Source organism: Paenibacillus abyssi, from assembly GCF_014640295.1.
Taxonomy (GTDB): Bacteria; Bacillota; Bacilli; order Paenibacillales; family Paenibacillaceae; genus Paenibacillus_D; species Paenibacillus_D abyssi.
Window position 1 is genome coordinate 121,615 of record NZ_BMGR01000006.1, and the last position, 19,853, is coordinate 141,467.

The 19,853-nt window shown below is 51.0% G+C and carries 20 protein-coding genes and 1 riboswitch; of the genes, 6 read left to right on the forward strand and 14 right to left on the reverse strand.

Annotation, left to right across the window (positions count from 1 at the left end):
- Positions 1 to 2: 2 nt before the first annotated feature.
- The 3 genes from IEW11_RS10440 to IEW11_RS10450 are packed head-to-tail and all read left to right on the forward strand — an operon-like array spanning position 3 to position 2,917.
- Complete coding sequence (locus tag IEW11_RS10440) at positions 3 to 917, forward strand: ABC transporter permease (protein WP_188531020.1); 915 nt, start codon at positions 3 to 5, stop codon at positions 915 to 917.
- A gap of 12 nt (positions 918 to 929) precedes the next feature.
- Positions 930 to 1,964 carry an ABC transporter ATP-binding protein gene (locus tag IEW11_RS10445; RefSeq protein ID WP_188531021.1) on the forward strand — a complete coding sequence of 345 codons (1,035 nt, stop codon included), beginning with the start codon at positions 930 to 932 and terminating at the stop codon, positions 1,962 to 1,964.
- On the forward strand, positions 1,961 to 2,917 hold the full coding sequence (locus IEW11_RS10450; protein ID WP_188531022.1) for an ABC transporter ATP-binding protein: 957 nt from the start codon (positions 1,961 to 1,963) through the stop codon (positions 2,915 to 2,917). Before IEW11_RS10445 ends, IEW11_RS10450 begins: the two co-directional genes overlap by 4 nt.
- 152 nt (positions 2,918 to 3,069) lie before the next feature.
- On the opposite strand, the gene thiE is transcribed toward IEW11_RS10450, so the two are convergent.
- Genes thiE through IEW11_RS10470 form a run of 4 tightly spaced genes read right to left on the reverse strand, consistent with a single transcriptional unit; the run spans position 3,070 to position 6,146 of the window.
- A complete protein-coding gene (gene thiE / locus IEW11_RS10455) occupies positions 3,070 to 3,735 on the reverse strand; it encodes a thiamine phosphate synthase (RefSeq protein WP_188531023.1) in 666 nt (221 codons plus the stop codon).
- Positions 3,732 to 4,547 (reverse strand): bifunctional hydroxymethylpyrimidine kinase/phosphomethylpyrimidine kinase, encoded by an 816-nt coding sequence (thiD, locus tag IEW11_RS10460; protein ID WP_188531024.1) that lies wholly within the window; start codon positions 4,545 to 4,547, stop codon positions 3,732 to 3,734. The genes thiE and thiD overlap by 4 nt, the downstream gene beginning before the upstream one ends.
- A gap of 11 nt (positions 4,548 to 4,558) precedes the next feature.
- Positions 4,559 to 5,368 carry a hydroxyethylthiazole kinase gene (thiM, locus tag IEW11_RS10465; RefSeq protein ID WP_188531025.1) on the reverse strand — a complete coding sequence of 270 codons (810 nt, stop codon included), beginning with the start codon at positions 5,366 to 5,368 and terminating at the stop codon, positions 4,559 to 4,561.
- Between the two features lie 16 nt (positions 5,369 to 5,384).
- Positions 5,385 to 6,146: a 3-oxoacyl-ACP reductase gene (locus tag IEW11_RS10470; RefSeq protein WP_188531026.1), complete on the reverse strand. Its 762-nt coding sequence runs from the start codon at positions 6,144 to 6,146 to the stop codon at positions 5,385 to 5,387.
- A 62-nt stretch (positions 6,147 to 6,208) separates the two neighbouring features.
- Positions 6,209 to 6,318: riboswitch (TPP riboswitch) on the reverse strand.
- A gap of 189 nt (positions 6,319 to 6,507) precedes the next feature.
- On the opposite strand from IEW11_RS10470, the gene IEW11_RS10475 reads away from it, so the two are divergent.
- On the forward strand, positions 6,508 to 7,152 hold the full coding sequence (locus IEW11_RS10475) for a DUF1796 family putative cysteine peptidase (RefSeq protein WP_188531027.1): 645 nt from the start codon (positions 6,508 to 6,510) through the stop codon (positions 7,150 to 7,152).
- Between the two features lie 61 nt (positions 7,153 to 7,213).
- Here the strand turns inward: IEW11_RS10475 and IEW11_RS10480 are convergent, their stop codons facing one another.
- The 6 genes from IEW11_RS10480 to speD all read right to left on the reverse strand — a co-directional run bounded on the left by IEW11_RS10480 (position 7,214) and on the right by speD (position 14,596).
- Positions 7,214 to 8,749, reverse strand: coding sequence for a solute symporter family protein (locus IEW11_RS10480; RefSeq protein WP_188531028.1), 1,536 nt, complete (start codon positions 8,747 to 8,749; stop codon positions 7,214 to 7,216).
- 22 nt (positions 8,750 to 8,771) lie between these two features.
- On the reverse strand, positions 8,772 to 9,083 hold the full coding sequence (locus IEW11_RS10485) for a DUF485 domain-containing protein (protein WP_188531029.1): 312 nt from the start codon (positions 9,081 to 9,083) through the stop codon (positions 8,772 to 8,774).
- An 18-nt stretch (positions 9,084 to 9,101) separates the two neighbouring features.
- Positions 9,102 to 10,829: an acetate--CoA ligase gene (gene acsA, locus IEW11_RS10490; protein WP_188531030.1), complete on the reverse strand. Its 1,728-nt coding sequence runs from the start codon at positions 10,827 to 10,829 to the stop codon at positions 9,102 to 9,104.
- A 217-nt stretch (positions 10,830 to 11,046) separates the two neighbouring features.
- Positions 11,047 to 11,832, reverse strand: coding sequence for a LytR/AlgR family response regulator transcription factor (locus IEW11_RS10495; protein WP_188531031.1), 786 nt, complete (start codon positions 11,830 to 11,832; stop codon positions 11,047 to 11,049).
- Positions 11,813 to 13,591, reverse strand: a complete 1,779-nt coding sequence (locus IEW11_RS10500; protein WP_188531032.1) for a LytS/YhcK type 5TM receptor domain-containing protein — start codon at positions 13,589 to 13,591, stop codon at positions 11,813 to 11,815. The genes IEW11_RS10495 and IEW11_RS10500 overlap by 20 nt, the downstream gene beginning before the upstream one ends.
- Before the next feature lie 177 nt (positions 13,592 to 13,768).
- Positions 13,769 to 14,596 carry an adenosylmethionine decarboxylase gene (gene speD, locus IEW11_RS10505; RefSeq protein WP_188531033.1) on the reverse strand — a complete coding sequence of 276 codons (828 nt, stop codon included), beginning with the start codon at positions 14,594 to 14,596 and terminating at the stop codon, positions 13,769 to 13,771.
- Between the two features lie 131 nt (positions 14,597 to 14,727).
- Here speD and IEW11_RS10510 point away from each other — a divergent pair, with 131 nt between their 5' ends.
- Together IEW11_RS10510 and yidC are read left to right on the forward strand one after the other, a co-directional pair.
- Entirely contained in the window at positions 14,728 to 14,943 is a 216-nt protein-coding gene (locus IEW11_RS10510) for a hypothetical protein (RefSeq protein ID WP_188531034.1), read from the forward strand.
- A 356-nt stretch (positions 14,944 to 15,299) separates the two neighbouring features.
- Positions 15,300 to 16,112, forward strand: a complete 813-nt coding sequence (gene yidC, locus IEW11_RS10515) for a membrane protein insertase YidC (RefSeq protein WP_188531035.1) — start codon at positions 15,300 to 15,302, stop codon at positions 16,110 to 16,112.
- A gap of 148 nt (positions 16,113 to 16,260) precedes the next feature.
- Here the strand turns inward: yidC and IEW11_RS10520 are convergent, their stop codons facing one another.
- From IEW11_RS10520 to aceB, 4 genes are all read right to left on the reverse strand, one after another.
- On the reverse strand, positions 16,261 to 17,592 hold the full coding sequence (locus IEW11_RS10520; protein ID WP_188531036.1) for a DRTGG domain-containing protein: 1,332 nt from the start codon (positions 17,590 to 17,592) through the stop codon (positions 16,261 to 16,263).
- Between the two features lie 158 nt (positions 17,593 to 17,750).
- Complete coding sequence (locus tag IEW11_RS10525) at positions 17,751 to 17,942, reverse strand: hypothetical protein (protein WP_188531037.1); 192 nt, start codon at positions 17,940 to 17,942, stop codon at positions 17,751 to 17,753.
- 52 nt (positions 17,943 to 17,994) lie between these two features.
- Positions 17,995 to 18,189 (reverse strand): hypothetical protein, encoded by a 195-nt coding sequence (locus tag IEW11_RS10530; protein ID WP_188531038.1) that lies wholly within the window; start codon positions 18,187 to 18,189, stop codon positions 17,995 to 17,997.
- 48 nt (positions 18,190 to 18,237) lie between these two features.
- A complete protein-coding gene (aceB, locus tag IEW11_RS10535; protein ID WP_188531039.1) occupies positions 18,238 to 19,842 on the reverse strand; it encodes a malate synthase A in 1,605 nt (534 codons plus the stop codon).
- Positions 19,843 to 19,853 lie beyond the last annotated feature (11 nt).

Genomic DNA, 19,853 nt, shown 5'->3' on the forward strand with positions numbered 1-19,853 from the left:
CGATGAGCATTGCAAAGGAGCGGTTTCAACCGCTTGCCAAAGACTCTCAATCCATGGATGTCGTCGTCCGGCCCTCTATTAATTTCTGGCAGGATGCATGGCGTCGGCTCAAAAAAAATAAGCTTGCGATGGCCGGCTTGATCATCTTGGTGCTGCTGCTGCTTATGGCCATCTTTGCTCCATTATTCTCTAAATTCAGTTATTATACGCAGTATTTGGATGATCGAAATGTACGACCGAACGGCGTGAACTTCTTCGGCACAGATGAATTCGGCCGTGACCTGTGGACACGAGTCTGGTGGGGCGCCCGCATTTCCCTGCTGATCGGCTTCGTCGCAGCGGCTATGGATCTTGTCATCGGCGTTCTTTACGGCGGGATTTCCGCTTATTACGGCGGGAAGGTCGATGATGTGATGCAGCGAATTATTGAGATTATCTATTCCATTCCATTTCTGCTCGTGGCAATCCTGCTGCTCATGATTATGGGGCCTGGGATATTTACAATCGTATTGGCTTATGCGGTCACGGGATGGGTCAATATGGCCCGGCTTGTCCGCGGGCAGGTGCTTGCCTTGAAGGAACAGGAATTCGTCCTGGCAGCCCGCACCTTGGGAGGGAGCCCTGCAAGGCTGATCCTGAAGCATCTCATCCCTAACGCGCTTGGCATTATCATCGTGCAAATTACGTTTACCGTGCCGAACGCCATTTTCTTCGAATCGTTCTTAAGCTTTCTCGGCCTCGGAATCCGGGTGCCTATGGCATCACTTGGCTACCTGCTGTCAGACGGCGCGAACGTACTGCTTGACCATCCGCACCGCCTGATTTTCCCGACGCTCGTGTTCAGCTTGATTCTGCTTAGCTTTAACCTGCTGGGTGACGGTCTCCGCGACGCCCTTGATCCAAAAATGAGGAAATAAGGAGGGAATATTATGAGCGGAAATCTTCTGGAAGTACGTGATCTTCAGGTTTCCTTCCGTACGTATGTTGGCGAAATCCAATCCGTGCGCGGAGTAACCTTCTCTGTAAAAAAGGGAGAGGTGCTGGCCATAGTCGGCGAATCCGGATGCGGCAAATCCGTTACCGCCCAGACGATTATGCGCCTTAACCCTTCTCCCCCAAGCGTCATCAAGTACGGCTCCATCCTCTTTGAAGGCAAAGATGGGGTCGTTGATATAACGAAGATGAGTGACAAACAAATGGAAAGCATTCGCGGTGCTGAGATGGGGATGATCTTTCAGGACCCGATGACCGCACTGAATCCGACCATGACCATCGGCAAGCAGATTACAGAGGGTCTGCTCAAGCATCAAGGATTGAGCAAAAATGAGGCGAACAAGCAGGCTGTCGAAATGTTGAAGCTGGTGGGCATCTCCAATCCGGAAGGACGCATGGATCAATATCCGCACGAGTTGTCCGGCGGGATGCGCCAGCGCGTGATGATCGCCATGGCCCTCTCCTGCAGGCCCAAGCTGCTTATTGCGGACGAACCGACAACCGCTCTTGATGTGACCATTCAGGCGCAGATCATCGAGCTGATGAAAAGCCTGCAGGAAAAGACCGGGGCTTCGATCATCCTGATCACGCATGATCTTGGTGTCGTTGCTGAAATGGCTGAACGGGTCGCCGTGATGTATGCAGGCATGGTCGTTGAACAAGGAACAGTGGATGAGATCTTCTATAACTCGCAGCATCCCTACACCTGGGGGCTCCACCGCTCGGTTCCGCGCCTTGACTCCAATAGCAGCGAGGAGTTGGTGCCGATACCGGGCACGCCGCCGGATTTGTTCGCTCCGCCGAAAGGGTGCCCGTTCGCGGCGAGATGCCCCTACGCCATGAGCATCTGTACCGAAGAAATGCCGGAGCAATTCACTGTATCCGGAGAGCATAGTGCGGCTTGCTGGCTGCTTCATCCCGATGCGCCCAAAGTGGAACGACCAGCAATTGCAGGAGGTATACGAGCATGAGTGACGCATTATTAGAAGTAAACAATATGAAGAAGCACTTTCACCTGGCCGGGAATCAGACGCTGAAGGCTGTAGACGGCGTCACGTTTCACATAAAGCGCGGAGAAACCTTCGGCTTGGTCGGCGAATCCGGATGCGGCAAATCGACAGCCGGGCGGACGATCATCGGGCTTTATGATGCGACAGAAGGACAAGTGCTCTTTGACGGGCAGGATATCAGCAGGCTCAAAGGAAAAGGCTTGAAGCAATATTCCCGAAAAATACAAATGGTATTTCAGGATCCGTACGCTTCTCTGAATCCAAGGATGACCATCGCCAATATTATCGCCGAAGGAATGGACATCCATGGCCTTCATCGGGGCAAAGCGCGAATGGAACGTGTACACAGCCTGCTTGAGGCAGTCGGACTCAATCAGGAGCATGCCAACCGGTTTCCCCATGAATTCTCGGGAGGCCAAAGGCAGCGGATCGGTATCGCCCGCGCGCTGGCTATTGAACCGGAATTTATCATTGCGGACGAGCCAATATCCGCGCTCGACGTTTCGGTACAGGCACAGGTGGTCAATCTGTTTAAAAAGCTGCAAAGAGAACTCGGCTTGACGTACTTGTTCATTGCCCATGATTTGGCTATGGTCAAGCATATTTCGGACCGAATCGGCGTCATGTATTTGGGTAAACTAGTAGAAGTCACCACATCGGAAATGCTGTACTCGAATCCGCAGCATCCGTATACCCAGTCCTTGCTGTCGGCCATACCGATACCGGATCCGGATGTGGAACGCCGGCGGGAACGCATCCTTCTGAAAGGCGAGGTGCCAAGCCCGCTCGCACCGCCAAGCGGCTGTCCATTCCGCACGCGCTGCCCGCATGCAATGGACGTTTGTGCCGAGCGGATGCCGGAGATGAAGGAAACGGAGCCCGGCCATCATGTGGCATGTCATTTGTATGAATAACATGAGGCTCCCTGCTCGCGCTGCGGCACTCTATACAAAATTACCTGCCGGCTAGATTGATCCCTCAAGATCCTATGCGTGTTGGCAGCTCAAAAAATCAAGGCCGTTCCTGTGTAGTTAAAAACTACTTTTGGGACGGCCCTTATTTTACATTAACAAAATATTACGCTGTCTCTCAACAGCTTTGTGCTCTCTTCAATACGCTCCGACTGGCTGATCGCCGTCACGACGGCAACACCGTCTGCGCCGGCTTTCATGACTGCCCCTGCGTTTTCTGCTGTAATGCCTCCAATACCGACAATTGGAATCATAAGGCCTCTGCCCCTCAGCTCCTGAATAAGCGATAGACCTTGCACGGACTTGGCATCCGACTTGGTTTGCGTAGGGTAAATCGGGCCGAGCCCCAAATAATCCGCACCCTGCTGTGCGGCAGACAATGCTTCTTCATACGTATGCGCAGATACGCCTAGCATTTTATTTCCGATTTTACACCGTACAGCCTCCACCGGTTCGTCTTCTTGTCCGATGTGCACGCCGTCGGCATCCAGTGCGACAGCCAGGTCCACATCATCATTGACGATAAATGGAATGCGATGCTGTCTGCACAGCTGCATGAGCTCTTTACCCAGCGCATACTTGCTGCGATCTGCCAGCGAGCCTTCGCCCTTCTCACGAAATTGGAAGAGAGTGATGCCGCCTTTAATCGCTTCCTCGAGCACAAACACCGGATTTTTTGTGCAGTTAGGACTGCCCATGACCAAATAGACCTTTAAAAGCTCCTGCGTGGATCGCGCGTCAATTCTCTTCCTCTCACTCATTGAGCATCATCGCCTTTGCGGCGTCCGTATGCCCAATGGTTCGTCGGGCCATGTCCGCCTCCAATAAGAAGCTGATCCTCAACGGCCGCTTGAATAAAACGTTTCGCTTCGGACACTGCATCGTATACGCTGCCGCCCTGCGCCAGCCCTGCGGCAATGGCAGCAGAGAACGTACAGCCGGTGCCATGGGTATGCTTGGTCTGAATTCTTTTGCTGCTAAAGAAATGAAACTCACTGCCATCGTACAACAAATCTACCGCTTCATCCGTATGTTCATCATGTCCGCCTTTGATCAGCACGTATTTCGTCCCTAACTCCGCCAGTTTTCTTGCTGCCTGCTTTTTATCATCAGCGGTTTGTATGGAAAGCTGCGTCAGCACTTCAGCCTCCGGGATGTTTGGCGTAACGACAAGAGCAACCGGCAGCAGATCGCTTTTTAATGCGGATATTGCCTCCTCCTGCAATAGAGAAGCGCCGCCTTTAGCAATCATGACCGGATCAACAACAACGCTCCTCCAATTGTATAACTTGATTTGCGCTGCAACGGTCTGAATAATCTCGGCGTTAAAGAGCATCCCTGTTTTAACTGCATCGGCACCCATATCATCGCCTACCGATTGAATTTGCCGCTTGACGGCCTCCGCTGTCATAGGAAATACAGCCTGAACGCCTAATGTGTTTTGCGCGGTGACAGCTGTCAATGCGGACATGCCGAACACGCCCAGTTCTTGAAAGGTTTTCAAATCGGCCTGAATGCCCGCTCCGCCGCCGCTGTCCGAACCTGCAATTGTCAGTGCCTTCTTTATACGCATAATTACCTCTTTCAGCCCAGTTTTTCTATACGGCTATATTGTTCAATTTCATTAGACGAAAGCAGGAAAAGCTCATTTAAAAATTCGATCTGAAAGGTTCCCGGTCCGCTCCCTGCCGTTTTGGCGGCAGCGATCTCGGCCGCCACGCCATAGGCACTCACAGCAGCCGCCGAAGCTTCAAGCAGATTATGTTCAACGGCAGCAAATGCGCCAATGACAGAGGTTAACAAGCAGCCTGCGCCTGTTACCTTCGTAAGCAGCGCGTGTCCATTACGGACGATATAAGTCGTGCTCCCGTCAGAAATCACATCGTCCTTCCCTGTAATGACCACAACAGTGTTCAGCTTCTTCGCTGTAGATTGGGCAAGCTCAACCACGTTTCCTTGCGCTTGAACCGCATCTACCCCTTTAATCTCCGATTTCTCGCCGGCCACATTTGCTATCTCTGCTGCATTCCCTCTAATCACGGAAACAGCAAGCTCACGGATGATTTTTGCGGAAGTATCGGTCCGGTAATTCGTCGCGCCGGCGCCGACGGGATCAAATATGACAGGCACTCCATGCTGGTTAGCAGCTTTCCCTGCGAGAAGCATGGCATTAACCTCGGTTTCATTTAAAGTGCCGATATTCAATACCAGCGCCCCTGCTATTTTGGCCATATCGGCCACCTCTTCTGCGGCGTAAGCCATTACAGGAGATGCTCCAAGAGACAGGAGACCATTGGCTGTAAAGTTGGTAACAACCACATTAGTTATGTTGTGCACAAGCGGATTGGTTTCCCTTACTCTGTGAAGCAGCGCCGCAATTTTCGTATTATTCACTTGAATCCCCCCGTGATCAGTTCATTACCAAACCGCCATCGACGACCAGATTTTGACCTGTGACGGCTCTCGCCCATGGTGAAGCAAAGAACACAATCGTATCGGCAACCTCTGTCGGGTCCGTCACTCTCCGAAGCGGTGTGGAGGATTCAATGATTTTGAATACTTCCTCCGAGGTAGCGGAGCTGGCGTCCGTTACTTTCAGCAATCCGCCGGAGACCATGTTCACCGTGATGCCATGCTGCCCTAATTCATTCGCCATATTCCTTGTAAAGCCCAGCAGTGCCGCTTTGCTTGTTGTGTAATCATGATAAGCGACCACCGGATTTTGAAACAGATTTGTTCCGATATTAATTACCCGTCCAAATCCAAGCTGCTTCATTTGCCCCAATCCAGCCTGAATCGTGTTCAAAGCACCGTGCACCGCACCCTCAAGCTGGGCTTGATAATCGGCCCACTCGATGCTCGCCGCATCCTTTTTAGCAATGGGATCGAATTTGAAGTTCACTAGCGCATTGTTCACGATCGTCGTCACCGGCTTGCCGAAATGGCTTTCTGCCCGCTTGAACAAATCGCGAACCTGTTCTGCATTCGTAACGTCCGCCTGAATGGCAACCGCCTGATCGCCGATCGACTGCTGCAGCTGTGCTGCCCTTTCTTCGCTGTTCAGATAATTGATGACTACTTTTGCCCCTTCTCTTGCAAATGCCCTTACAATATCGCTTCCGAGCCCGCGGCTGCCGCCTGTTACGAGTACAACTTGATCTTTGAGTTCCATGTTTTTTCTCCTTTCAATTGAAAAAAGCCAAATCCTAATAGGACCCGGCTTAAAAAGTACGATAAAACCTTCCGCTACTTTCCTCCGCTGGCATTAACCAGATCAGGTCCAAAGGGTTAAAAAACGAAACGTTTTTTTCTCAGCCCGCGCATGGGCACCCCTAGTAGGAATTTGAAATTATGATGATGACTTAATACTAACGTCAGCAATCCCTAAAGTAAAGAGCGAGAGACCATCGGCTGTCATCTACTTCCGGGATGCCTGGTTGTTCCTCGTAACCAAAAGCACCTGTATAGAATAGGATACGACGAAGGGGCAAGCATCGTCCGTATGGAATATTTCTAATCCCGGGAGTGAGCCTATGAGATGGAAGGACTGTATCGGTACCTACAGAAGCTACATTAGCTTGGGTTCTACTTGTCAAACGGCTTATCAATTAAAAAGACTGGGCCTGCGGCAATTTGCCGGTCCGCTCGATTGGTTTATGTCCCCGTCGACGCCCGATTTAAGCCGTCTGATCCGCAGCCGCTTTAACGGATTCATGGCATTCGATCAGCTCCAGCTTCAGGGCAGCACGGCGGATTGTTATATTGTGAAGGACAACGCCTATGCTGTGGTTTCCTATCATGACTTTTCCAATTACGTGCCGGTGGAGCTATGGGCGGAGGCTTACCCTCCATTTAAGGAAAAGATCAACCGGCGAATCGAGTATTTTATGAAAACCGTAAAAAATACATCAAACAGCCCCATCTGTTTTATTCGAGTCCAAGCATCTAAGACAGAAGCAGTACAGCTGAAGGCTGCATTAAATACGCTGGTCCGGGGTAAATTCCGGCTGTTAATCGTGAATCATCATTTGGATCATAGCCAAGAGATTACACATGAGGATTGGGGGCTTGCCGGCATTGGCTCGGTAACAGTGCCCGTAGGCAATGATTGGAGGGGCTCCAACCAGGCATGGGACAATATTATGAACGGCTTCAGGGTGAAAGCCGTGCGGCAGTAACGATACGATAAAAAGAGAGCAATCTCCGGCACCATAACGGTGCCGGAGATTGCTCCAGTTTTTATTTTCCAAGTCCCATGCCTGTATTAGCCTTGACCAAAATCTCATCATACTTCGCGTCGTCCCGCCTGGAGGAGAGCAGCGTTCCGATGATAGCACCCAGGAAACCGAGAGGGATCGAGATAATACCCGGATTCGTAAGCATAATAAGCGGCTCCCCGACAAGAATCGCTTTTCCGGCTACAGGATTCCACACATTGGGACTGATCACCACTAACAGCAGAGCGCTGAACAAACCTACGAGCATCCCTGTCACCGCGCCAGCTGTATTGAATCTGCGCCAGAACACAGTGAATACTAAGACCGGCAGGTTAGCGCTGGCAGCGACGGCGAATGCGAGCGCAACCAAGAACGCAACATTCATCTTCTGGGCGAACAATGCAAGCGCAATGGAAATCAGCGCCACGCCGACGGATGCCAGCTTCGCGGACATGACCTGCTCCTTCTCCGTCGCTTTACCTTTGCGGATAATATGGCCGTAGAAGTCATGCGCGAACGCGGAGGCCGCAGATAGAACAAGTCCGGCTACGACAGCAAGGATCGTAGCGAATGCCACAGCCGATACGAAGGCGAACAGGAAATCCCCTCCCAGCACCTTGGCAAGCAGCGGAGCCGCCATATTGCCTGCCGCATTCGCCTCCACGATCGCCGCATGCCCGACAAACGCCGCTGCTCCGAAACCGAGGAAAATCGTCATCACGTAAAATATTCCGATAATCCAAGTAGCTACAACGACCGATTTCCTCGCCGTCGGCGCATCCTTCACGGTGAAGAAACGGATTAGAATATGCGGTAAACCTGCGGTTCCAAGCACAAGCGCCAGATTAAGCGAGATCATATCCAGCCCGTTCGTAAACTTGTTGCCCGGATTCAGGAAGGCGTCCTGCAGCGGCGTTGCCGTCCGCATCTGTTCAAACATATGAAGCACATTGAAATCGAATTTGGCGAACACGATCAGGGAGATAATAAATGTCCCGACTACGAGCAGGACGCATTTGATAATCTGAACCCAACTCGTTGCCGTCATTCCGCCGAACACGACATAGACGGTCATCAGCGCGCCCACAATAAGGACGGAAGTCGTATATTCGATTCCTAACAGCAGCTTGATCAGCGCCCCCGCTCCCACCAATTGCGCGATCATATAGAAAATAGAGATCGTAATGGAATTGAGCGCTGCGACCCCCCGTACCTTCATGTTGTCGAAACGGGCCGCAATCATATCCGCCATTGTGAATTTACCTAAGTTGCGCAGCGGCTCCGCAATTAAATACAAGACAACCAGATAAGCGACGAGGAATCCGATACTGTAAAAGAATCCGTCAAATCCGAACAATGCCACCATCCCGGCAATACCAAGGAATGATGCCGCGGACATATAGTCTCCAGCAATAGCCAAGCCATTCTGCCAACCAGTCAACCCGCCTCCAGCGGTATAAAACTCACTGGCGGTTTTCGTCTTTTTGGAAGCGTAATACGTAATGACCAGTGTCCCTGCCACGATAACCAAAAAAAGGAGAAATGCTGTATTCATCATCGATTATCCCATCTTTCATCGGTTAAATTTTCGATTCCGCCTTAATTTGTTCCGCTATTTCGTCAAACTGGACGGCCTTGCGTGAATACAACGAACACAACACCCAGGTCATAATAAATTGCGCAAAAGCGAATAGCCACGCCCAGGTAATCGAGCCGATCGCCCTCTGGTTCAACGTATCAGAGAACGCTGTCATAACGGGAAGAACGAAATAAAACACCAGGAAGAAGATCGACAGCGGCAGAATAAACCGTTTTTTCATTGCCATCAGCCTGCGAAATGAATCGGATTGTACAATTTCGGTATAAGCGTTGCTTCGAGATTGCTCTTTCATGTTTTCCCCTCCTATAGCTCAGTCCTCAATCGTAGACAAATCGCCCACCGGAAGCCCCAGCTCCTGGGCTTTTAGAACCCGGCGCATAATTTTTCCGGAACGGGTTTTCGGCAGCTTCTCCAGCACCTCGATCTCACGCGGGGCCGCATGCGCGGACAAGCCCGTTTTCACAAACAACCGAATTTCTTCCATTAACGCCTCAGATGCAGTATATCCCTCCCGCAGCGAGATAAACGCCTTGATAATCTCACCCCGCACCGGATCAGGCTTGCCGATCACGCCCGCTTCCGCCACTGCGGAGTGTTCGACGAGCTTGCTTTCCACCTCGAATGGCCCGACACGTTCACCGGATGTATTGATGACATCGTCCACCCGCCCCTGGAACCAGAAATAGCCATCCTCGTCCATATACGCCGAATCACCCGATACATACCATCCCGGAACGGCAAAATACTCTTGATACTTTGCGGGGTTATTCCAGATCTGGCGCATCATGGACGGCCATCCTGTTTTGATGGCCAGGTTCCCGAGAGAATAAGGAGGAAGCTCATTGCCCATATTGTCAACGATAGCCGCCACGATACCTGGAAAGGGTTTGCCCATTGAGCCGGGCCGGATATCCATGCAGGGCAGGTTGACGATCATATGAGCTCCGGTTTCTGTCATCCACCACGTATCATGGATTCGCTTGCCATATGCTTTGAATCCCCAGCGGATGACTTCCGGATTCAGAGGCTCGCCTACCGAAAGCACATGGCGGAGACTGCTGAAATCATACTTATCCGTCATCCCGTCCCCGGCTGACATCAGCATGCGAAACGCTGTCGGAGCGCTGTACCAGACCGTAACATGTTCATCTTGTAACGTCCGATACCAGCCGTCTGCAGAAAATCTCCCGCCGCGAACCAGGTTCGTCGCCCCGTTCAGCCATGGGGCAAAGATACCGTAGGAGGTCCCCGTTACCCAGCCTGGGTCAGCCGTGCACCAGTAGATGTCATCCTCCTGCAGATCAAGCACCCATTTGCCTGTTATATACTGTTGAATCATCGCGCCCTGAACATGCAGCACGCCTTTTGGCTTTCCTGTGGAACCGGACGTATAATGCAAAATCATCGGGTCTTCGAGCGTACCCCATGCCGGCTCCAGCTCCTCCTTCGACTCCGCCATCGCTCTGGCAAAATCCACTTCTCCCTCGGCATAATCCGGCTGTTCATCCACGATGATCAAATGCCGCAGCTTCGGCAGCTTCTCACGCGGCACACGACCCTTCAGGACTGATGTCGTGACCAGTACCGAAGCCTCTGCATCCGCCAGCCGGTCGGTCACCGCGCTTTCCATAAAAGCTTCAAACAACGGGCCGACAATCGCTCCGATCTTGAGCGCGCCTAACATGCCAACGTAGATCTCGGGTGAACGCGGCATGAAGAAAAAGACGCGGTCTCCTTTTTTTACTCCCAGCTTCAGAAGCAGATTGCCAAATTGGCCCGACAACCTTCGAAGGTCATCAAACGTGTACGTTTCACGGCGGTTATCATCGACATAAATAAGCGCAGTTTTATCTTTCTTAGGACCCATAACATGCCGGTCAATCAACTCATGGGCCATATTGACTTTACCGGTCGTGTGCCAGCTAAAATCTGCAAACACTTCCTCAAACCGAAAGGTTTCATAAACGGATTCATAATCATTCAGGTTATGCTTTCCTCCACCCGGAGGTAGGCTTTCTTTTATTTCTAGTTTCTCCATGACTGGATCGCCCCCATAACATTATTTTTGGCTGTTTTGTAAGCGCTTTATTATTTTAGCATGGAAAGCTTCCATTCAGCGCTTTTCGGCGTGAAACGTCAAATTCGCTGCCTCAAATACAAAAAAACAGACCTAAGCTGCAGCGGCTGCAGCCGGTCTGAAAGGTGAATATCTATTGGCCGAGGTCCGATTTCAGCATTGAAACCGAGCCTTTTGTTCATTCCCCCTGCAATCGTCTGATCAGCTCTTTCCCCGCACTCCGCGATACCGGAATCCGGCTTCGCTTGGCATCCTTCAGGATGATATTGTAAGCGCCGTTAAACCACGGCTCAATCTCATCGATGAAGTCGACATTGACCAGATAGCTGCGGTGGGGCCGAAAAAAGGCGTAACCCGTCAATTTCTCTTCCAATTCCTGCAGCGTCTGCCTCGTCGCATGTACCTGTCCGTCTGCCATATGGATATGCGTCTGCTTCTCTTCTTTCACTGCAAATCCGATCTTTACCGGCTCGATCACAATCATCCTGCTCCCGTCATCGACCAGCAGCTTTGGTTTGATCGGAGGCTGGAGTACCTTTGAGCCTGATGCTTTCAACGCTGCAGGAGCAGCTGATGCCGGCGAAGGCGATGCCCCTTCCGATGATGCCAGCAATTTACGTATTCGCTGCAAAGCTTCACGAAGGCGGTCCTCGTCATAGGGCTTCAGCAAGTAATCGACGGCCTCGATCCGGAAGGCTTCTACCGCATATTGTTCATAAGCAGTCGCAAAGACGATTAAAGGCTGCGGCTCGATATTCATAAGCTGCTGTGCCGTCTGTACCCCATCCAGCCCCGGCATCTGGATATCGAGAAATACGACGTCCGGCTTATGGATGTCCGCCAGCTCAAGCAGCTCGGCGCCATTGACGGCAAACGGAAGCAGCTCCACATCCTGTTCTTGCGACAATAAATAGAGCAGCTCCTCGCGCGCCAGCCGTTCATCTTCAGCTATCATGACCTTCATCGATCGTCTCACGCCTTTCATCCGCTTGATATGGAATCGTAAATGCAATACGCGCGCCGCCTTCGGGCGGATTCGTCAATCTCAGCCTGGCTGCAGGGCCGAATAAGTTGATCAGCCGTCTGTTCACATTATAGATGCCAAGGCCGGTACTCTCCGAACCATCCGCAGGAGAATCGCCCAGCTTATCCAGCAGCGGGGCAGAAAATCCGCTTCCGTTATCGTCTACCGTGACAATAACAACATCCCCGCTGCGCCTAAGCTCAACACGAATTTCGCCCCGGTCCGTCTTTCCCTTTAATCCATGATTAATGCTGTTCTCCACCAGCGGCTGGAGCGTGGAAGGCGGGATGGATACGGACTCCAGTCCCGGATCACATACGCATGTTATAGCGAGCTGCTCCTCAAACCGGATCTTAACGATTCCCAGATAGGTATGTAAATGCTCCAATTCCTTATATAACGGCACAAGCGGAGATTGGGTCATCGTCAGATTCATGCGCATGTAACTGCCAAGCTGCACAGTGACCCTTCTGGCTGCGTCAGGATTCACACGGATCAGCGTGACGATGGCATTGAGTGTGTTGAACAAAAAATGAGGATTAATCTGCGCTTGCAGCGCTTTAAGCTCCGCATCCTTCATCAAATCCCTCAGTTGCTCCGCCATCGCGATATCGAGCTGTATCGAGATCAGCTTGCTGAGCCCCTTGGCAAACGCCTCCTCCACCGGACGAATTTGCCTCACGCTCTGATAATACAATTTGATCAATCCGGCGACCTGTCCCCCGCTGCGAAACGGCACGATAATCGCAGCCCCGAGGGATGGGTGATGAGGCTGGATTTGCTCTTTCACTCTGGCGATTTGAATGTCCCCTGACTCGATCGCTTTCCGGGACAATTCTGTCCTGATGCGCTCTCCCGGGACATGGCGTTTCGTGCCGATGCCGACATGCGCCAGTATCTCTTCCGTATCCGTAACCGCCACAGCGCTGGCCCGCAGCTCGCGGCGGAGGATGTACGCGGTCGCTTCCGCTGTTTGGAACGTTAAACCCTGTTTAAGATAGGGAAGCGCCATCTCCGCAATATGAAGCGCGCGCTGCGTTTCCGAAGCGGCGGCCCGCTCTTCCTCCCGCAAGGCGGCCAGGATCATCGTAACGAAGACACCGACCCCTATGCTGTTGGCGATGACCATTGGGACACCGATGATGTTCACCATCTCGATCGCGGCAGGTGACGATTCGTGCACAATCAGGATGACTCCCATCTGCAGGATCGGCGCAAACACGCTGATAAACAATGCTTTCACCGGAGCGATGACTCTTTCCTCCGCAAAAAAACGGGCCACCAGCCCGGCAAGCAATCCGATGATCGGCGTTGACCATACTTCGGCCATGCCTGTCATTCCGCCCATCCATAAGGCATGAACCCCGGATAAGATGCCGGCCCCCGTTCCTACAGCGACACCGCCCAGCAATCCGGCCATCACAATACCGATCAATGCCGAATCCGCCATCGCCTCTCCGGGATCAAGCGACACCGCAAGAATAGAGGAATCGATTCCTCCAGGTCCGACGGTTACGCCGGAATATGTCCCTCCAATACTGACCAAACCGAAAAACAAAGAAAACGTGACCCCTGTCTTCCAGTCCATCCTCCGATCGAGCAGGTAACGAAACTGCGGCAGACGGGTAAGGATGAACGTAATCAACAATAACAGGCCCATTCGTTCAAAGAGCAGAAGCGTTAACTGCTGCACCGGCATTCCTCCCCGATCCGCTCCAACTGTTTGTTCTATTATAACAGCAAAACCCTTCTTAAAATCAACGGAAAGAAAACGGATTCAAGCATAGGTATGGGCATATAAAAACGGCTGCCCATGTATGGTTGTTCTAAACCCATATATCGGATAGCCGTCCCAAAACGTTGATATCATTTTTTATTACACACTTTCCAACGAACCCTCGTATATATTTTTCCCATAAAAAATTTCATCCATTTCCCACTTTAAGCTTTCTGTAATTTCCTTCTGTTCCTCCTGCGTCAGCTTATCCTTCGTATAACCGAATAAATAATTGTTGAGATCAAATTTCCTCAGTTTACACTTGGTATGAAAAATATTTTCCGCGTATACATTCACATCGATCATATCAAACAGCTCTTTGACTTCCTTTGGAATATAATTTTGGATCGAGCTGATGTCGTGGTCAATGAATAGCTTATGGCCGTTGATGTCTCTTGTGAAACCGCGCACCCGGTAATCCATCGTCATGATGTCGGTATCGAAGGAATGAATAAGATAATTCAACGCTTTAAGCGGTGAAATTTCTCCGCAGGTAGACACATCGATATCCGCCCGAAATGTGCTGATCCCTTCATCCGGATGGTACTCGGGATAGGTATGTACCGTAATATGGCTTTTATCCAGATGAATGACAACAGATTCCGGAAGCGGACCGGGCGATTCCTCGAACGATTCGGTCGGCGCCCCGGCAACCGGGCCTTCAGACACCAATAAGGTGACGCTTGCTCCTTGCGGGTCATAATCCTGCTTTGCAATATTGAGTACGTGAGCGCCAATGATGTCTGACACTGCCTCTAAAATTTTGGTCAGCCTGTCCGCATTATATTGTTCATCGATATATTCGATATAAGCTTCACGCTCTTCTTTTGTCCGGGTATAACAGATATCATACATATTGAAACTGAGCGATTTGGTGAGATTGTTAAAGCCGTGTAATGTGATCCGCTCTTCCTTTGTCAGACTCATCATTCATTTCCCCTTTACTTCATACTAATGGTGAATTGCTAATTTTCCCTTATCATGTGCCTGTTGCCGATCATGCATGCATTGCTTCAACCTTAAATGTTTTAATACCCTAACCTTCAGACTCCAAAACAATGCCCCGCAAGATGCGGGCTGAGCTTGAGGACGGCAGACGCATCTTAGAGGCGGAGCTGAAAACGAACCGTGGCGAGGCGGAAATAAAAATACACGCGGCTGCGGGCCAAATCCTATCTGTGGACATCGATGAAGACGACGATGGGTTTGTTGCCGACACTGGAATCAATTCACTAACCCGCTTTGTTTTACTTCTAATCGGGATCGGACTATAGTTAGGAGTACGGATTATAATGAATAGGATCAGCACGATTCATATGAAGGAGGTGAATACGGATGTGGTTTGATTTTCTCTACGATTTCCTGCCATTGCTCGGCTCGCTCGGTCTCACCCTGACACTGATTCGGGTTCCCTTACTCTTTGAGATAAGCAATGATACTCCCATACAAGGGATCCACGACAGGCAGCCGCCTCTCCTCTCCATCCCCAAGCGGTATTTCCCGTTAGGGAATCGAAAGGACCGGCGATGGATGGCCAGTACAGTGTCACGAAAAGAGTCGCCTGAAGACGATACGGACTACGGAGCCTCCCCGGCATTTCGATTAAATATAATCGCCGAGGAGGGCACAAATGATCAATCGTTCCGTATTCGCCTCTTTAAACAAACATGCATGGAAACTAATTCCTCTGTCGCTTTTACTGCTGCTTAGCGGCTGCGGCTCTGTAACAGAACCGATCGATGCACAGACAACCGGATGGTTCAACCATTACTTCATTTATAGCTTCTCCCGTCTGATCACGTTCTTAGCCGGCTTGTTCAACGGCAATTACGGGCTGTCCATCATTCTCGTTACCCTGTTGGTACGCGGAGCGCTGCTGCCGCTCATGTTGCGTCAATACCGGGCTCAAGCAAACATGCGCGCCAAAATGATGGAACTGCAGCCTGAACTGCAAGCATTGAAGGATAAATACAAGGATGCCGTCAAAGGCAGCGAGGCTCAGAAGAACATGCAAACGGAAATGATGCAGCTATATCAGAAGCATCAGATTAACCCTTTGGGAATGGGCTGCCTTCCGCTGTTGATCCAGCTTCCATTTCTTTATGCATTCTATTACGCCATTCGCAGGACACCGGAGATCGCTTCGCATTCCTTTCTCTGGTTTAACTTAGGACACCCTGATCACATCCTGCCTATAGCTGCCGCAATCATATACTTTGTTCAATTCAAAATCTCACAGCAAGGAAGCACGCCTGAGCAGCAGAAGCAAATGGCCTTCATCGGGCTACTGTCACCCATTATGATGGGGCTGTTCTCCTTCACCGCTCCTGCCGCCCTGCCCTTATACTGGACAGTCGGCGGATGCTTCCTGATCTTTCAAAGCTGGCTTGCCAAACGCCTGTATCCAGCCCCGCAGGTCCAGCACACGCAGCAGAAAAGCTAAAAAAAAATCCTGAAGCCGTATATTCGGCTCAGGATTTTTCTGCTTAAACGCTTGGACAACAAACCTTTAAAAGCAACGTAATCTCTTTTCATTACTCCATGACAAACCGGTCCGTAATTTTCTGAAGATTGTGCTTCAACGCCGTTCATCAGGACGGATCGAACAGCCGTGCGGTCACCATCGACTTGACGACCCGTTTCCCGCCGGAAAATACCTCGACCTCGATTTTGCAGAATCTGCGGCTTGACTCAATCACCGTCGGCACCAGATCCACAACGCTGTCAATCTCAATCGGAGCAAGATAATAAGCGGATGAGCTGTCGATTAGCAGATCTCCTTTTCTCAAATCCTTCACTGTCCGATTGGCGACCTGGGCGATCATGCTGGATAGTATGCCTTCAGACAAGTTGCCAACCTGATTGCTCATCTGCGCCGTAATCTGCGTGCGGAAATACAGCTTTCCTTGGTCATCACGCGCTTCCTCGAAGGAAGAACCGATCTGATCCTCGAAGGTTTCCCCATTCTGAGGCTGCACTTGAATCTCCTGCATTGCCTTTAACACGTCTTTGCGGCTGATCACGCCAATCAGCTTGCGTTTATCGTCAATAACCGGCAGCAGCTCGATCCCTTCCCAGACCATCATATGACCTGCGGTCGCTATGGAAGTCTGGGCGGTTACCGTCAATGGATTGCGCGTCATCAGCTTATCGATCTTCAGATCGGCCGCTGCTCCGATCACATCCTTCGTCGTAATCATGCCGATCGGCCGGTTGGCGTCATCGACAACAGGAAACCGGTTGTGATTCGTCTCTTCCACGCAATTCATAAAATCCTCTACCGTTTGATAACCTCTCAATGTAACTGCGGGAATATCATCCCGAACGATATCGCCCACCAAAATAATCTGTTTTTTGATCATCCGGTCATAGATCGCCCGGTTTATCAACGTGGCGACCGTAAAGGTATCGTAGCTGCACCGGATGATCGGAAGCTCCAGCTCGTCTGCCAATTTCTTCACCTCCGGGGTTGCTTCGAAACCTCCGGTAATGAGCACGCCGGCTCCTAACGTCAACGCACTTTCATGCGCTTTGTTCCGGTTGCCGACAATGAGCAGATTGCCCGGCTCGATATAACGAATCATCGCTTCCAACTGCATCGCGCCGATCACGAATTTATTCAATGTTTTATGTAATCCGGCTTCGCCGCCCAGCACTTCTCCATCAACCAGGTTGGCAATTTCCTCGAAGGTAAGCTTGTCGATATGCTGCCGCTGTTTTTTCTCGATTCGAACCGTACCCGTCCGTTCCTTGGTGCTGACGATTCCCCGATTTTCGGCATCCTTGATCGCCCGGTAGGCCGTGCCTTCGCTGACCTCCAGCGCCTGCGCGATTTTGCGGACGGAGATTCGCGTACCGATATCCAGATCTTCAATATAACGGATGATTTGTTCGTGCTTTGTTGTAAACTCTTGAGAATCCATGCCCGTCCACCACTCCAAACTGTTATCATCTGTTACATCTAGTTTAATCCAACAGCGGAGGAAAGAAAACTGTGAATAAACACAAAAAAGCTTTCCTCATATCCTGTTCATGAAAGAAACAGGCCATAAGGAAAGCATCGGACATCAAAATCAGCCTTTTAATCATTCAGATCGTAATAATATCTCATCATATAATAATGCGAGACCGGAAAAACGGACGTTTCAGAACATGTCGTGCACAACAGCTCCTTCTTATCGCTTACAGCCATGGTTTGCTCACATACGAAGCACGTCTGCTGTTTTCCGCCCGGGTGGGTACGCAGGGAATCCGTTGACATTGAAATTGACATTATTACCAGCTCCTTTTAAATTTTTGATTGGGCATCTAATAAGACGAAACCGTCAGTTTACGACATGGGTATAATACATCTCCAGAAAAACGGGTGACATCGGGTAGAACACCGTTTCCGAAAAGCTGGGACACACTGCGTCGCTGCCTCTGTCAGCCAAAGCTGACGCCTGTGCCTCGCCACCTTCAGATGACCCATCATAACGTTTCATCTCTTGTGCATTCACGCTCATAGCATTTTTTAACATGTCATTCAGCCTCCTTATTTATGCAGAAGAGAGGGAAGCCCGCCTCTTCTACGTTACATGTTCGTAACCGGGCTTCGTCAGAAACTCCTCGAAAGAATCGGACACTGTCATCTCTCGAAATAAACGGGCTGCGAGCTCAAATTTTTGTTCACCGTAACGGCTTTCACCAAGCTGCTGCTTCAGCTTTGCCAATTCCTCCTGCAGAATTGTATCGAACAGCTCGCTCGTCACCTTGCGCCCATCCTCAAGCATCCCCTTGGGATGATGAATCCACTGCCACAGCTGGGCTCTTGATATCTCCGCCGTCGCCACGTCCTCCATCAGGTTGTTGATCGGAACTGCACCGAAGCCGCGAAGCCAAGCCTCCAAATATTGAACGCCTACCGACACATTCATCCTTACGCCGGCTTCAGTAATCGGCCCTTGCGGGATCTCCAGCAGATCCGCAGCCGTGATAAACACATCATCCCGCTGCCGTTCAACTTGATTGGGCGTTTTCATATGGGTATCAAACACATCCATCGCGACGGGAACGAGTGCGGGATGGGCGACCCAAGTGCCGTCATGGCCATTGCGGACCTCCCGCAGCTTATCCGCCCGTACCTTATCCATCGCCGCTTCATTGGCTGCCGCATCATGCTTGACCGGGATTTGCGCGGCCATGCCGCCGATGCAGTGCGCTTTTCGCCTGTGGCAGGTTTTGATCGCCAGCAAGGAGTATGCCGTCATAAACGGTGATGCCATCGTAACCAGGCTGCGGTCCGGCAGAATGACATGCGGCTGATTGCGCAGCTTTTTGATGAAGCTGAAGATATAATCCCAGCGGCCGCAGTTCAGTCCGGCGATATGATTCCGCAGCTCATAGAGAATCTCATCCATCTGGAAAGCGGCTATTATTGTTTCAATAAGAACAGTGACTTTAATTGTGCCTTGCGGAATGCCCAGTTCATTCTGCGCGAATACGAATACATCGTCCCACAACCGCGCCTCCAGATAACTTTCGATCTTCGGAAGATAGAAATAAGGGCCGCTGCCTTTTTGCCGCAAAACCTCTGCATTATGGAAGAAAAACAAACCGAAATCGAACAACCCCGCTGATATCGGAGAACCGTCCACCAACACATGCTTCTCCTCCATATGCCAGCCGCGCGGGCGAACCTTAAGTACCGCTGCCGTCTTGCCCAGCGCGTACGTTCTGCCATCCGGATTCATGTAGGAGATCGTCCCTATGACGGCATCCCGCAGGTTTATCTGGCCTTCGATCGTATTGGACCATGTCGGGGAATTCGCGTCCTCGAAGTCCGACATGTATACTTTTGCGCCGGAATTAAACGCGTTAATGACCATTTTCCGATCGCCTGCAGGTCCCGTAATTTCCACTCTGCGATCCTGCAAGTCGTCCGGCACCCTGCTCACCGTCCATTCACTATTACGAATGCTTGATGTTTCCGTCGGAAAATCCGGAAGCTGGCCGCTATCGATTTTTTGTTGAGCCTTCTCTCTCTCCGCCAGAAGCTCCCTGCGCCTTGCGCCAAAAGTCCTCTCCAGCTTCATGATGAATCCCAATGCGTCTGGCGTTAAAATGTCGTGATAGGCGCTCTCCGTCATTTCCCCGGTAATTTCCAAACCTGATACCATCATCCGATTCGCCATATTCTCGATCC

Bases quoted from the DNA above. Each gene is read 5' to 3' on its own strand.
- IEW11_RS10440 (WP_188531020.1), top strand. From the start codon at position 3: ATGAGCATTGCAAAGGAGCGGTTTCAACCGCTTGCCAAAGACTCTCAA.
- IEW11_RS10445 (WP_188531021.1), top strand. From the start codon at position 930: ATGAGCGGAAATCTTCTGGAAGTACGTGATCTTCAGGTTTCCTTCCGT.
- IEW11_RS10450 (WP_188531022.1), top strand. From the start codon at position 1,961: ATGAGTGACGCATTATTAGAAGTAAACAATATGAAGAAGCACTTTCAC.
- thiE (WP_188531023.1), bottom strand. From the start codon at position 3,735: ATGAGTGAGAGGAAGAGAATTGACGCGCGATCCACGCAGGAGCTTTTA.
- thiD (WP_188531024.1), bottom strand. From the start codon at position 4,547: ATGCGTATAAAGAAGGCACTGACAATTGCAGGTTCGGACAGCGGCGGC.
- IEW11_RS10470 (WP_188531026.1), bottom strand. From the start codon at position 6,146: ATGGAACTCAAAGATCAAGTTGTACTCGTAACAGGCGGCAGCCGCGGG.
- IEW11_RS10475 (WP_188531027.1), top strand. From the start codon at position 6,508: ATGAGATGGAAGGACTGTATCGGTACCTACAGAAGCTACATTAGCTTG.
- IEW11_RS10480 (WP_188531028.1), bottom strand. From the start codon at position 8,749: ATGATGAATACAGCATTTCTCCTTTTTTTGGTTATCGTGGCAGGGACA.
- IEW11_RS10485 (WP_188531029.1), bottom strand. From the start codon at position 9,083: ATGAAAGAGCAATCTCGAAGCAACGCTTATACCGAAATTGTACAATCC.
- acsA (WP_188531030.1), bottom strand. From the start codon at position 10,829: ATGGAGAAACTAGAAATAAAAGAAAGCCTACCTCCGGGTGGAGGAAAG.
- IEW11_RS10495 (WP_188531031.1), bottom strand. From the start codon at position 11,832: ATGAAGGTCATGATAGCTGAAGATGAACGGCTGGCGCGCGAGGAGCTG.
- IEW11_RS10500 (WP_188531032.1), bottom strand. From the start codon at position 13,591: ATGCCGGTGCAGCAGTTAACGCTTCTGCTCTTTGAACGAATGGGCCTG.
- speD (WP_188531033.1), bottom strand. From the start codon at position 14,596: ATGAGTCTGACAAAGGAAGAGCGGATCACATTACACGGCTTTAACAAT.
- IEW11_RS10510 (WP_188531034.1), top strand. From the start codon at position 14,728: ATGCCCCGCAAGATGCGGGCTGAGCTTGAGGACGGCAGACGCATCTTA.
- yidC (WP_188531035.1), top strand. From the start codon at position 15,300: ATGATCAATCGTTCCGTATTCGCCTCTTTAAACAAACATGCATGGAAA.
- IEW11_RS10520 (WP_188531036.1), bottom strand. From the start codon at position 17,592: ATGGATTCTCAAGAGTTTACAACAAAGCACGAACAAATCATCCGTTAT.
- IEW11_RS10525 (WP_188531037.1), bottom strand. From the start codon at position 17,942: ATGTCAATTTCAATGTCAACGGATTCCCTGCGTACCCACCCGGGCGGA.
- IEW11_RS10530 (WP_188531038.1), bottom strand. From the start codon at position 18,189: ATGTTAAAAAATGCTATGAGCGTGAATGCACAAGAGATGAAACGTTAT.
- aceB (WP_188531039.1), bottom strand. From the start codon at position 19,842: ATGGCGAATCGGATGATGGTATCAGGTTTGGAAATTACCGGGGAAATG.